The sequence below is a fragment of the Thioalkalivibrio sp. ALE28 genome, assembly GCF_000377425.1.
Classification (GTDB): domain Bacteria; phylum Pseudomonadota; class Gammaproteobacteria; order Ectothiorhodospirales; family Ectothiorhodospiraceae; genus Thioalkalivibrio.
The window spans coordinates 1-13373 of sequence record NZ_KB898118.1; the positions used below are offsets into that span (position 1 = coordinate 1).

Below are 13373 nucleotides of genomic sequence, written 5' to 3' on the forward strand. Positions count from 1 at the left end.
CCAAGAAACACGCCCGACTGCCGCGACCCCGGCCCGCTGTGCGGGCCGGGGTTTCCCTCGCTCCGAGGCTTTTCGCGGGCGGCGCTGAACTCGCTACGCTGCGCTCCGCTCAGACATCCAGCGCCTTGTCTCCCGCGAAAACCCTCTCCACTCGGCGCGACGACAACGGGGGGGTCAAGGTCAAGACAACGGCCGTCCCGACGGCCGCGCGAGTGGACGAAGGCTAGGTCTTCGGACATCTGGGCACGCTCGGCCTTCGGCCGTTGCGTGCCGCGCCCGCGAGCGGGCGCCGTGGACTTTCGGGCGGCGTTGCCTATGGTTATGCGCAAACGTGGGGACACGTTCGGTTTTGACCTTCCCCTCCCGTATGGAGCCCCTTGCGGAAGGGTTCTCGGGCCGGGAGAAGGCGCTGGATGTCTGAGCGAAGCGCAGCGTAGCGAGTTCAGCGCCGCCGGCCCGAGAGCCCTGGAGCAAGGTTCCCGGGCGAAATCCGGGTGCCCTTCTTTGGGTCCTTTCTTGGGTAAGCAAGAAAGGACCTCGCGGCGCGCTGGCGAGTCAGCGCCGGGCAGTATGCGGACCGGAGCCACCGTAAACACCGAGCGACGAACCAGGGCCAGCCACAACAAGGCAGGCGGCCGAACGAAGCCACCGTTACCAGCGAACGACGAACCAGGCCCGGATCGTCGTAGGCCCCCGCGCTTGGCGGATTAGCCGCGCGGCTTGAAGCCGGGCGGATGGCGCGCGATCCAGGCGACAAAGTCGCGGATCACCGGCTCGGTCAGCAGTGCGTCGCGTGTGTTCAGGCGCTCGGCCAGGACTTGCTCGTCGAAGTGCTTGTGAATGTGATCGTGGCAGGGACGACAGACCCAGAGAATGCGACCCTCGCGCTCCGCGCGGCTGAAGCGCCGCCGGATGCGCTTGCGCCGGTGCTGCTTGCGCGGAATCAGATGGTGGCGTGTCAGCGTATCCATCCGGCGCCCGCACAGCTCGCATCCGTGCAGGGGGCTGCCGTCGGGAGGGCCGGATCCGTTCACGGCGTCTGCTGGCGGAGGCGGCAGCGCGGCGGCGGCCGGGCGATGGCATAGTCCGGCTCGGTCAGGTCCATCAGACAGGGCGCGCCCTCCGGGTCGATAATGCGTGTGGCGATGGCGTGGATCGCGTCGCCACGCGGGCCGGTCTCGCGGACCTGGCGGCTGGTGATAGGCTGCCATTCGCCATCGCGTTCCTCCGCGATCTCGAAGCCGAATGGGAAGTAGCCGGGGGCGCCCAGACGCAGGTCGGTGACGACCAGCCGGTCGGGTTCGTCGTCACGCTCCGCACGATGGAAACGCAGGAAGTCGCCGGCGAACCACTGCAGGCGTTGCCCGTCCTCCAGGGCCAGCGCGGCATCCTCCAGATGGGCGCCGCGCTCGAAGACCTCGAAGTCCGGCCGGATGGGCTGATCGAGGATGCCGACCCAGGCCTCCAGGAAGTGGCCGTCGTCGATGACGGTGACGCGCCACAGGAGCAGGTTGAACGGGGTGGGCTGGATCATGCGCGGCTGGTCCTGCAGATCCATTGCGATCAGCGTGGGCTGGATGCGATGGTCGAGCCAGGCCTTCAGCGCGAGACCGGAACCGGCGTAGGCGGTGGACAGCACGAGTCCGGCGACCAGCAGGCGTGGCGCGAAACGGTAGAACAGGGCACCGATGGCCGCGACCAGCAGGGGCAGGGTGTAGAACGGGTCGATCACGAAGATGGAACCCGTGGACAGGGGGCCGACCGGCAGCGGCCAGAGCACCTGGGTGCCGTAGGTGGTCAGCAGGTCGTTCAGCGAGTGCGTGGCCCAGATCAGGAAGAAGAACAGCCACCAGCGGCCAAAGCCGATCTCCCGCGTCGCCGGGACCTTCGCCAGTAACCCCGCGACACCGGTGGCCACCAGCAGCTGTACCAGCCAGGAGTGGGTAAAGCCCCGGTGGTGGATGAACTCGGATACCGCGTCCCCGTAAGCTATGAACGCATCCAGGTCGGGCAGCAGCGCAACGCCGGCCCCCAGCACTACGGCCTTGCGCCCCAGGCGGGAGCCGAGGACGAGGCCGCCGATCACGGCGCCGAGACTGGCGTGGGTAACGGGATCCATGCGTGATCATTCCTTCATTCAGAGGCTCGACGATTACCGAGCCTGCGACCGGGCCGCGGGGCGCGAGTTCGGGCGATCAAACCAGAGCGGTGGACATGACTCAAGCCACAGGGGCGAAAGACTGGCATTTCTGGGTGGACCGGGGCGGGACGTTCACCGACCTGGTCGCGCGTGATCCGACGGGGCGGCTGCATACCCGCAAGTTGCTGTCCGATAACCCGCAGGCGTATGCCGATGCGGCGGTACAGGGCATGCGCGACCTGCTCGGCCTCGATCCTGGCGCACCGATCCCCGAGGGGGTGATCCACGAGGTGCGCATGGGGACCACGGTGGCCACCAACGCCCTGCTCGAGCGCAAGGGGGAGCCCACCCTGCTGGTGATCACCGAGGGTCTGGAGGACGTGCTGGCGATCGGGCACCAGGCGCGGCCGGACCTGTTCGCGCGGGCCATTCGGCTGCCGTCGCCGGTGTATGCCCGCGTGGAACCGGTGCGCGAGCGGGTGAACGCGGCCGGGGAGATCCTCCAGCCGGTGGATCTGGAGGCCCTGCGCCCGCGCCTGCAGGCGGCCCTGGATGACGGGATTCGCGCGCTGGCGATTGTGTGCATGCACGGCTATCGCTATCCGGCACATGAACAGGCTATCGCGGCACTCGCCCGCGAAATGGGGTTCGCCGAGGTGGCTGCCAGCCACGCGACCAGCCCGCTGATCAAGCTGGTACCCCGTGGCGAGACCACGGTAGTGGATGCCTATCTGTCGCCGGTGCTGGGCCGCTATGTGGAACAGGTCAGCGCGGAACTGGGCGATGTGCCCCTGCGCTTCATGCAGTCGCATGGCGGGCTGGTCGATGCGGCGCGGTTCCGCGGGCGTGACGCGATCCTTTCGGGGCCGGCCGGCGGGATCGTCGGGGCCCTGAAGACCGCCGCGCCGCTCGGTTTCGAGCGCCTGATTACCTTCGACATGGGCGGGACTTCCACGGACGTCGCGCACCTGGCGGGTGAGCTGGAACGCCGCCAGGAGAGCGAGGTGGCCGGTGCCCGCCTGCGCGTGCCGATGCTGGACATCCACACCGTCGCGGCGGGCGGCGGCTCGGTGTGTCGCTTCGACGGCATCCGCCTGCGGGTCGGGCCGGAGTCGGCCGGGGCGCAGCCGGGGCCGGCCTGCTATGGCCAGGACGGGCCGCTGACGGTGACCGACTGCAACGTGCTGCTGGGGCGCCTGCGCCCCGAGTATTTCCCGGCGGTGTTCGGCCCCGGGCGCGACCGGCCGCTGGATCCGGAACCGGTTCGGCGGCAGTTCGAGGCCCTGGCGAGCGAGGTGCAGTCGGCGACCGGGGAGGCGGCGACGCCGGAAGGGCTGGCCGAGGGGCTGCTGCAGATTGCGGTGGAGCACATGGCCCAGGCGATCAAGACCATCTCGGTGCAGCGCGGCCACGATGTGTCGCGCTACGCCCTGGTCTGTTTCGGCGGCGCGGGCGGGCAGCATGCCTGCCGCGTGGCGGAGCAGCTGAGTATGGATCACATCCTGTTCCATCCGCTGGGTGGGGTGCTGTCGGCCTACGGGATGGGGCTGGGCGAGCTGCGCGCCTTGCGCGAGCGCAGCCTGGAATGGCCACTGGACGAGGCGCATGCCGGGGCGATCGATGCGGCGCTGGAGGATCAGGCCAGCGCGGCGGCCGCGGCTCTGACGGAGCAGGGCGTGGCCGCGGACGCCATGCGCATCGAACGGCGCCTGCATCTGCGGGTGGCGGGGTCGGATACCGCGCTGGAGGTGCCGGCCGGTTCGCCCGAGGCACTGATGGAGGCCTTCGCCGCCGCCTGGCGCGGGCGGTACGGGTTCGCGCCGCCGGATCGGCCGCTGGTGGTGGCGGTTGCGGCGGCCGAGGCGATCGCGACCAGCGCCGGGGAGTCGATGGCCAAGCCGGAGGCATGCCCCGACGCGGTGCCCGCACCCCAGGCGGATACGGTATCGCTGCGGGTGGCCGGCGAGTGGCGCGATGTCCCGCTGTACCGGCGCGAGGCGCTGTGCCCCGGGATGACGCTGGCGGGTCCGGCGCTGGTGATTGAGGCCACCGCGACACTGGTGCTGGAGCCGGGCTGGCATGGCCGGATCGAGCACGAGGGTACGCTGCGGCTCGCGCGCGCGGCCGGCGCCGAGCGGCATGCGCAGCCCGCGGCCACCGATGCCGCCGCGATCCCACGCGATCCGGTGTTGCTGGAGGTCTTCAACCACCGCTTCATGGCGATAGCCGACCAGATGGGCTTTACCCTGCGCAACACTGCGCACTCGGTGAACATCAAGGAGCGCCTGGATTTCTCCTGCGCGCTGTTCGACGCCCACGGCCAGCTGGTGGCCAATGCCCCGCACATGCCGGTGCATCTGGGGTCGATGGGGGCCAGCGTGCGCGCGGTGGTCGCGGCCGCGGGCGACGACCTCCGCCCCGGGGATGCCTGGGTGCTGAACGACCCCTACAACGGCGGGACCCATCTTCCGGACATCACGGTGGTCACGCCGGTGTTTGTCGGGCCGGGCGGCGCGGTGACCGAGGATTCGAAGGCCGAGGTGGCGGCCCCGGCATTTTTCGTGGCCTCGCGCGGGCACCATGCGGATGTCGGCGGCATCACCCCGGGGTCGATGCCGGCGTTCTCGCACCGGCTGGAGGAGGAGGGCGTGCTGATTGCCCCGACCCGCCTGGTCCGTGACGGGCGTTTTGCCACATCGCGTATCCGGACACTGCTGGGGTCGGGTGACTGGCCGGCCCGCAACCCGGATCAGAACCTGGCGGATCTGGAGGCCCAGGTGGCGGCCAATCGCAAGGGACTGGAGGAGCTGGGCCGGCTGCTGGACGAGTATGGCGTGCCGACCGTCACGGCCTACATGCAGCACGTGCAGGACAATGCCACCGAGGCGGTCGAGCGGCTGATCCCGAGTCTGGAGGGCGGTACGTTCCAATATGCGCTGGACAACGGCGCCGAGATTCGGGTGGCCGTCACGTGTGATCCGGGGGCGCGCCGCCTGCGGATCGACTTCGCGGGGACCTCGCCGGCCCGCGAGGACAATTTCAATGCCCCGGGCTCCATCGTGCGGGCGGCGGTGCTGTACGTGCTGCGCACGTTGCTGGAAGACGAGATCCCGCTGAATGATGGCTGCCTGGCGCCGGTAGACCTGGCGATCCCGGAGGGCTGCCTGCTGAATCCGGTGCCGCCCGCCGCCGTGGTCGCCGGGAACGTCGAGACCTCGCAGGTGGTGACCGATGCGCTTTTCGGGGCCCTGGGCGTGCAGGCCGCGGCCCAGGGCACGATGAACAACCTGACCTTTGGCGATGCCGGGCGGCAGTACTACGAGACGATCGCCGGCGGTGCCGGGGCCGGTCCCGGGTACGAAGGGGCCAGCGCCGTACAGACGCACATGACCAACTCCCGCCTGACCGACCCCGAGGTGCTGGAGAGTCGCTTCCCGGTGCGGGTGGAGCGATTCGGCTATCGCCGGGGCTCCGGTGGCGCCGGGCAGTACCGCGGTGGCGATGGCGTGATCCGCCGACTGGGCTTCGATGCGCCGATGGAGGTGGTGCTGCTGGCCAACCGGCGCCGCGTGCCACCGTTCGGGCTGGCCGGGGGCGAGCCCGGGGCGCCGGGCGAGGACGTGATCCTGCGTGCGGATGGCGGCCGCGAGCCGCTGGCGGGCTGCGACCGTCGCGAGGTTGGCCCGGGGGATGCAGTGGAGATCCATACGCCTGGCGGGGGCGGCTACGGTCGCGGGTAGGGTCCGGCCACCGCCCTTGGCGTCCGGTGCTCGGCCTTCGGGCCCTTGGAGATCGACGCGGCGGGCCGTGCGATGACAGGGAACCGTCCGGTCGGTCATTGCGAGGCGCCGCAGGCGCCGTGGAAATCTCCCGTTTCTCGCCCGGCGTCAGCGCACGTTCAATCCCAGCGCTGGGGTACGCGCTGGATCTCGTCGGTGTCGTAGCCCAGTTCGTCGAGGCGGGCGAGGATGGCCTGGTAGTCCTCCTCGGCCATCTCCGGTTCGCGTGCCATGATCCAGACGTAGTCGCGCTTGCTGCGGCCGATCACGGTCTGGCTGTAATCCTCGTCGAGGTAGACGATCAGGAACTCGGCCTTGAATGGCCACAGAAAGCGCATGCCCCATTCGGCGTTGTCCTCGCTCTTCACGAAGCCGGTGGGGTTGTATTCGCGGCGCGGGCCGTCGAAGCCGCCCTTGTTGAACGAGAAGGTGGTGGCAATGGTGCCGTCCTCGTTGAGGGCGTACTGCTCCAGGGCGTTATAGGCGTCGCGCTCGAGGAAGGTCGGGATGTTGGCGATCACGTACCAGTCGCCCATGTAGCGGTCGAGATCCACGTGATCCACGGTGGGCATCTTCTGCGGGGTGCTGCATCCGGTCATCAGGATCCCCAGTACCAGGCCCGCGCAAAGGGCCGCCAGTGAGCGTGTCATCGTCGTCTTCCCGGGTGGCGTCGGGAAATGGACCACGGGGGCGTGAAAAAGGTCCGGCCCGGCGACGGATTCCCCGGAGGGGCGGGCCTCAGGCGGTCTGACCGAGGCGCTGGTCCATCAGGTGGTCGAACAGGGATTCCTCGGGGATGATCTGGGCGCGTCCGCTGCGGAATTCGTGGGCCAGTCCCTGAATGCTGTGCTGGCGCTTGGCGCGGCCGGCGGCATCGGTGAACAGCAGGCGTCCGGCGTGACTGCCGCGCCAGACCAGCTTCATCCGGGTGACCTTGGTGCCCGCAGGCGAGGTGAACTGGATCCAGGTGCCGGAAACCAGGTTGTCGGCGTATTCGACGTGCTCGTCGGCGTGATCCCGCATCAGGGACGGGTCGTCGTCGGCATGACGCGGCGAGGTGCCGAACACCGAGCTCGACCGGTTGCCGGCCCGTTTCCGGGCCTGTTCCATGCGCTCGTCTGCGGCCGCCGTTTCGTCGGACGACCCGGTCGCGGGACTGGTGTCGGGCTTGGTCGGCTCGGCGGGCGTGGAGCGGCGTTTTCCGGCGGCCACCAGGTGGGCACTGACCAGGTCCTGCTTGATGCGGGCCCGTTCTTCCTTCGACAGCGGCGCCCGGTCGAGGAAGGCACGGATGCGGGCCAGGAGGGGAGCCGAGGCCTGGAAGTCCGGTTCCGCCTGCATCAGGGCCAGCAGTTCGTGCAGCAGGGCCATGCCGTCGTTGTCGGAGTCCTTGTCTCCCGCGGCTTCGGGGCCGGTGCTCTCACTCTCATCCCCGGCATCCGCCTCCGCGGTCTTTTGCGCGGTCATCAGCGGGACCCAGGCATCCATTAGCTGCTCGCGGGCCTCGTCCGGGATGTCCTGCCCCATGGAGATCACGGTGCGCTCGACCGTGGATTCGACGCTGTAGGTGATCTCCAGCGTGCGCTCTTCCTTCTGCGCCTCGGCCTGTTCGCTGGCCGCCTGGTGGGCGATCTGCTCCTCGACCTCGGCGAGGTCGTCCCGCAGTCGCGCGAGCGCCTGGTCGTAGGCATCGCTGTCGCCAAGGCCCCCGTTGCGCACGCGTTCCACATTCTCGAAGACCAGACGGCTAAGCGGCAGCTGGCGAGCCTCGTCCAGCGGCAGGTCGGGATCGATGCGCAGGGCGATGTTCAGCAGCAGCCCGGTCATTTGCCGCGCGGGGTGGCCGCGGTCGCGGAAGAAGTGCGTCTCGCGCATGGCGATCCGTACCAGCGGGAGCTGGAGATCCGACAGCGGCTCGCGCAACGCGGGATTGAGGTCGTCGCGCTTCAGGATCATGTCGAACAGCCCCTGAAGCAGGTCCATCACGAAGGGTTCCAGGGTGCTGGGCGAGGCACTGTTCAGCACGGTGGTGACCGCCTCCGCCGGCGAGCCGTAACCGGCCCCGGCCGCTGGCGCCCCCCCGGCGGCCGCGACGACCTGGCCGGCAACCGGGACCTGGTAGCCGAATTGCCCCCAGTTGCCCGCGGCGCCGGTGGCGGGCGCGGCCGCGGCCGCGCCTGCGGGTGGTGGTCCACCACCGCCGGGAGCCCCCTGCGGCACGGGACCCGTCGCCGTGGCCGCGCCCGGGTGGGCGCGTGCGCCGGTCCGTACCTCGGGCACCGTGAAGCCCGCATCGCGGAAGGCCTGCAGCAGCGCCTGCATTTCCGGCTGCAGTTCCCGGATCACGTCGCGGTCGAACCAGTGCAGCAGGAGCAGGCAGTCTTCCGGCGGCAGGGGCACGGCCTCGAGCGCTTCCAGGAAGGCCTCGCCCAGGGCATGCGGGTGCCACGGGGCGTCCTCGGGCGCGGCCGCCAGGTGGTAGTCCCGCGTGACGGTCTCCAGGGCATCGATCTCCGCCGCCATCGCCGAGCGCGCGCCCGTGACCAGCTTGCGCAGGGCCACCTCGCGCTCGGTATCGGCGGCGTCCATCAGGCTCAGTTCGTGCTCGCCTGCCGCCTCGGTGTCGTCGGCGTCCTCGGGTGTGACTGCACTGTGAAGTCGGTCACGAAAATGCTGGAGGATGGCGGCGCTGGCCATGCGGATCTGGCGCGACAGGGCGAGGTTCTGGGCCGCGCGCTGGGAGTCGATCGCGCGCTCGGAGGCCTCCATCAGGCGGTCGTCGAGTTCGCCCAGAAAGGTCTCGAGGCGCGTCTGGACGCCCTTGGAGAAGGGGCCCCAGACGCGATGCAGGGTTCGGGCCGGAATCCGGTGACGTTGCGCCATGATCGCTATGTATCTGGTCCAGGCCACAATCTAGCACCCCTGCGGCCGTGGGTGTGACCGTCCATGCCGCCTTGGTGCGCGTCGGGCGGGGAACCGCCCGCGGATACCCGGGTCAACGTTGCATCGACGCGGGGGAACTTCATTCATGCAGCAGATGATCGAGTGGGCGGAGCAGGGACGACTGCCGGATACGTTTGTGCGCGCGGGCATTCGTCGCCTGCTGGCCGAGCGCTTGCGCGAGAGCGGTGCGCCGGCCGAGGAGGCGATGGAACGGCGCTATGCGCTGATCGAGGCGATGCGCAAGGCGCCCGTGGCGTTGTCGACCGAGGTGGCGAACGAGCAGCACTACGAGGTGCCCACCGAGTATTTCGAGCGCTGTCTGGGGCCGTGGCTGAAATACTCCTGTGCCTGGTGGCCCGACGGTGTGAATGACCTGCGTGCGGCCGAGGCGGGCATGCTGCAACTGACCTGCGAGCGGGCCGGTCTGGAGAACGGTCAGCAGGTGCTGGAGCTTGGTTGTGGCTGGGGGTCGCTGTCCCTGTGGATGGCGGAGCAGTATCCGCAGTCCCGCATTGTGTCGGTGTCCAATTCCGCGACCCAGCGGGCCTCCATCGAGGCGCGCCGGGATGCACGCGGACTGGACAACCTGACGATCGTGACCGCCGACATGAATGACTTTGCCCCGGAGCAGACGGGGTTCGACCGGGTGGTCTCGGTGGAGATGTTCGAGCACATGCGCAACTGGCCGGAGCTGCTGCGGCGCATTTCGACCTGGCTGCGACCGGGCGGACAGTTCTTCATGCATGTCTTCGCCCATCGCGAGTTCGCCTACCTCTTCGAGAGCGAGGGCGCCCACGACTGGATGGGTCAGTACTTCTTCCGCGACGGGCTGATGCCGGCGGACGACCTGGCGCGGCACTTCCAGGACGACCTGCGGGTGGTCCGCCAGTGGCGGGTGAACGGCCAGCACTACGCGCGCACCCTGAACGCCTGGCTGAGCCGCCAGGACGCCGCGCGGGACGAGCTGATGCCGCTGTTCGAGCAGACCTACGGGAAGCAGGACGCGGCGCTGTGGTTCCAGCGCTGGCGCATGTTCTACATGGCCTGCGCCGAATTGTTCGATTATCGCGGTGGCAACGAGTGGTTCGTGTCGCACGTCCTCTTCCGGCGGCCCGAGGCCTGACCCGTGGGGGGCTGGATGCTGTTCGTCGCCGGGCTGGCCGCGGCGCTGCTCCTGATGACGGGGGTCTGGGCGGCCAGTGTTGCCCGCCGCGATGCCAGCCTGGTGGATCGCTACTGGGGGCTGGGCTTCGTGCTGGTGACGCTGGTGTGGTGGGGGCTGTCCGGCTGGCCGCCGCAGGGGCTGTGGATCGTGATCCCGGTGCTGCTGTGGGGTGTGCGTCTGTCCGCCTTCATCACCTGGCGCAACTGGGGTCATGGCGAGGACGGGCGCTACACCGACATGCGCGCCGGTCGCAGCGACACGGCCTTCGCCGCCCGCAGCCTGGTGACGATCTTCTGGCTGCAGGGGGCCCTGGTGGCCGTGATCGGCCTGCCGATGCTGGCGGTGATACAGGCCGATGGCCTGTGGTGGCCGCTGGCTGTCGCCGGGCTTCTGGTCTGGGCCGTCGGGTTGTGGTTCGAGGCGGTGGCCGATGCCCAGATGGCGCGCTTTCGCCGCGATCCGGGTAACCGTGGGCAGGTGATGGATCGCGGGCTTTGGCGCTACAGCCGCCATCCCAACTACTTCGGCGAGATCGTGGTCTGGGTCGGGTTCGGCCTCTTGGCCCTGGCCGCCGGGGGCTGGTGGGCCGTCCCGTCGGCGGTGGTGATGATCCTGCTGATCCTGCGTGTGTCCGGCGTCACGTTGCTGGAACGACGCCTGCACAAATCGCGTCCCGGGTACGCGGACTACGTGCGGCGCACCAACACGCTGATCCCGGGTCCGCCACGCCCCTGAACCGCGGGTGGCAACGGGCCCGGATCCCTTGCCGTGCTTTCCCCCTCCGCGCTATAAAGCGCACGTCCCGCCGGGCGGTTTCGCCGCCGGGCGCAGCCTTCATTGATGCAGCCAACCGCGAGCGAGTCGATCGATCCAATGAGTGCGACCCCGAGTTCCGTCCAGGCCATTGAGCTGAAAGGGCGCATGATGCTGGTCTCCGTGCTGCGCGTGTACCAGACCGATCCGCAGGTCCTGGGCGAGGTGCTGGCGGCGCGGCGCGAGCAGGCCCCGGAGTTGATGCGCGACATGCCGATCGTGCTCGATCTGGAGGCGGTGGCCGAGAGCCCGGAGTCGGATCTGCAGGCGACCATCGAGCGCGTGCGCGCCGAGGGCTTCAAGCTGATCGGGCTGCAGGCCGGCGAGGTCGCCGAGCGGCTGCAGAGCTATGCGGAACTGTTCGATGTCCTGCCGGTGCTGCAACTGGGCGGGCGCGGCGGTGCGCCCACCGGCGAGGTGTCGCTGGAGGACGAGACCCCGGCGCCCGAGCGGGCCGACGAGGCGCAGGAGAAGAGCGCGCCGGCCGAGGTCGCGGCCGTCCACAGCGCGACCCGTATCGTCGATCAGCCGGTGCGCTCCGGGCAGCAGATCTATGCCCGTGGCGGCGACCTGATTGTTACCGGCGCGGTCTCGCCGGGGGCCGAGTTGCTGGCCGACGGGCACATCCATGTGCTGGGGCCGTTAAGAGGGCGTGCGCTGGCCGGGGTGCGTGGCCTGGTGACGGCGCGTATCTTCTGCCGGCGTCTGGATGCCGAGCTGCTGTCCATCGCCGGGCATTACCGGATCGCCGAGGACATCACGGAAGCCGAGCGTGGCGAGAATCGGCTGGTGACACTGGACGGCGAAAGCCTCAAGATCGCGGAGATCTGAACGGCGGCCCGAAGGGCGGCCGGCCACGACATGACAGGAACCCGTCCGTCTGTCCCCGGCACCGCCGGGTACCGGCAAGACGACAAGGAGCTGCAGCCAACATGGCACGTATCGTAGTGATTACCTCGGGCAAGGGCGGGGTGGGCAAGACCACCACCTCGGCCGCGATTGCCACCGGCCTGGCCCTGCGCGGCCACAAGACCGCCGTGATCGACTTTGACGTGGGTCTGCGCAACCTCGACCTGATCATGGGGTGCGAGCGGCGCGTGGTGTACGACTTCGTCAACGTGATCAACGGCGATGCGAACCTGAAGCAGGCCCTCATCCGCGACAAGCGGGTGGACAACCTGTACATCCTCCCGGCCTCCCAGACCCGCGACAAGGACGCCCTGACCCAGGACGGCGTGGAGCGGGTGCTGAACGAATTGTCCGAGGATTTCGAGTACATCGTCTGTGACAGCCCGGCCGGCATCGAGCGTGGCGCCCTGATGGCTGCGTACTTCGCCGACGAGGCGATCGTGGTGACCAACCCCGAGGTCTCCTCGGTGCGCGACTCCGACCGCATCCTGGGGATCCTGGCGAGCAAGACGCGCCGGGTGGAGCAGGGCGGCGAACCGATCGAGGGCAAGCTGCTGCTGACGCGCTATTCGGCCGAGCGTGCCGAGCGCGGCGAGATGCTGAGCATCGAGGACGTCGGCGAGATCCTCGCGATCGAACTGCTCGGCGTGATCCCGGAATCCCAGGCGGTGCTGAATGCCTCCAACGCCGGGCAGCCGGTGGTGCTGGACGAGGAATCCGATGCCGGGCAGGCCTACCAGGACGCCGTGGATCGGTTCCTGGGCGAGGAACGTCCGCTGCGCTTTGTCGACGTACCGAAGAAGGGCTTCTTCGGGCGCCTGTTCAAGGGGTGATCATGGGGATCTTCGATTACTTCCGCCAGCCGCGGCAGAAGAGCGCGAGTGTCGCCAAGGAACGCCTGCAGATCATCGTGGCGCGCGAGCGCGCGGCGCGTTCCGGGCCCGATTACCTCCCGGCGATGCAGCAGGAACTGCTCCAGGTGATCCGCAAGTATGTGCAGGTCGACGACGACGCGGTGCAGATGAACGTGGATCGCGAGGGGGACTGCGAGGTCCTCGAGCTGAACATCACCCTGCCGGACGACAAGGAATAGCACGATGAAAGTGCTCATCACCGGCTCGGCCGGATTCATCGGCAGCGCGCTGAGCCTGCGCCTGCTGGAGCGCGGCGACGAGGTGATCGGCGTCGACAACCTGAACGACTACTACGACGTCTCGCTCAAGGAGGCGCGCCTGGCGCGCACCCAGGACCACCCGAACTATACCGAGGTGCGCGAGGACATCGCCGACCGTGCCGCGATGGATCGGGTATTCCGCGAGCACCGCCCGCAGCGGGTGGTGAACCTGGCGGCCCAGGCCGGGGTGCGCTACTCGCTGGAGAACCCGGCGGCCTATGTCGATACCAACCTGGTCGGCTTCGGCAACATCCTGGAGGGCTGCCGCCACAACGGCGTGGAGCACCTGGTCTACGCCAGCTCCAGCTCGGTCTACGGCGCCAACACCACCATGCCGTTCTCGGTGCACGACAACGTCGACCACCCGCTGTCGCTCTACGCCGCGAGCAAGAAGGCCAACGAGCTGATGGCGCACACCTACAGCCACCTCTACGACCTGCCGGTGACGGG

Annotated in this window: 11 protein-coding genes and 1 pseudogene; 8 read left to right on the forward strand and 4 right to left on the reverse strand. The window is 69.1% G+C overall.

The genetic code is table 11. The annotated features are described in order from the left end of the window. Positions 1–216: 216 nt before the first annotated feature. Positions 217–421, forward strand: a pseudogene (locus D105_RS15415) (hypothetical protein); the annotation flags it as partial. A gap of 286 nt (positions 422–707) precedes the next feature. Here the strand turns inward: D105_RS15415 and D105_RS0113945 are convergent. After that, a complete protein-coding gene (locus D105_RS0113945) occupies positions 708–971 on the reverse strand; it encodes a hypothetical protein (RefSeq protein WP_018866561.1) in 264 nt (87 codons plus the stop codon). 59 nt (positions 972–1030) lie between these two features. Next, positions 1031–2119 (reverse strand): metal-dependent hydrolase, encoded by a 1089-nt coding sequence (locus D105_RS0113950; RefSeq protein ID WP_018878806.1) that lies wholly within the window; start codon positions 2117–2119, stop codon positions 1031–1033. 95 nt (positions 2120–2214) lie between these two features. Between D105_RS0113950 and D105_RS0113955 the strand changes: the two genes are divergently transcribed. After that, positions 2215–5880: a hydantoinase B/oxoprolinase family protein gene (locus D105_RS0113955; protein WP_038033040.1), complete on the forward strand. Its 3666-nt coding sequence runs from the start codon at positions 2215–2217 to the stop codon at positions 5878–5880. 158 nt (positions 5881–6038) lie between these two features. Here the strand turns inward: D105_RS0113955 and D105_RS0113960 are convergent, their stop codons facing one another. Beyond that, positions 6039–6569 (reverse strand): lipocalin family protein, encoded by a 531-nt coding sequence (locus D105_RS0113960; RefSeq protein ID WP_018866564.1) that lies wholly within the window; start codon positions 6567–6569, stop codon positions 6039–6041. Positions 6570–6657: 88 nt separating this feature from the next. Next, a complete protein-coding gene (locus tag D105_RS0113965) occupies positions 6658–8802 on the reverse strand; it encodes a DUF1631 family protein (RefSeq protein ID WP_018878808.1) in 2145 nt (714 codons plus the stop codon). 145 nt (positions 8803–8947) lie between these two features. Between D105_RS0113965 and D105_RS0113970 the strand changes: the two genes are divergently transcribed. The 6 genes from D105_RS0113970 to D105_RS0113995 form a co-directional block, all read left to right on the forward strand. Then, on the forward strand, positions 8948–9985 hold the full coding sequence (locus D105_RS0113970) for a cyclopropane-fatty-acyl-phospholipid synthase family protein (protein WP_018876240.1): 1038 nt from the start codon (positions 8948–8950) through the stop codon (positions 9983–9985). Positions 9986–10000: 15 nt separating this feature from the next. Beyond that, positions 10001–10762, forward strand: a complete 762-nt coding sequence (locus D105_RS0113975; RefSeq protein ID WP_018878809.1) for a DUF1295 domain-containing protein — start codon at positions 10001–10003, stop codon at positions 10760–10762. Between the two features lie 138 nt (positions 10763–10900). Further along, positions 10901–11671 carry a septum site-determining protein MinC gene (gene minC, locus D105_RS0113980; RefSeq protein ID WP_018866568.1) on the forward strand — a complete coding sequence of 257 codons (771 nt, stop codon included), beginning with the start codon at positions 10901–10903 and terminating at the stop codon, positions 11669–11671. Between the two features lie 101 nt (positions 11672–11772). After that, on the forward strand, positions 11773–12582 hold the full coding sequence (minD, locus tag D105_RS0113985; RefSeq protein ID WP_018876243.1) for a septum site-determining protein MinD: 810 nt from the start codon (positions 11773–11775) through the stop codon (positions 12580–12582). A gap of 2 nt (positions 12583–12584) precedes the next feature. After that, positions 12585–12842: a cell division topological specificity factor MinE gene (gene minE / locus D105_RS0113990; RefSeq protein WP_026142882.1), complete on the forward strand. Its 258-nt coding sequence runs from the start codon at positions 12585–12587 to the stop codon at positions 12840–12842. 4 nt (positions 12843–12846) lie between these two features. After that, positions 12847–13373: GDP-mannose 4,6-dehydratase (locus D105_RS0113995; protein WP_018878810.1), on the forward strand; the 527-nt coding region annotated here is incomplete at its 3' end.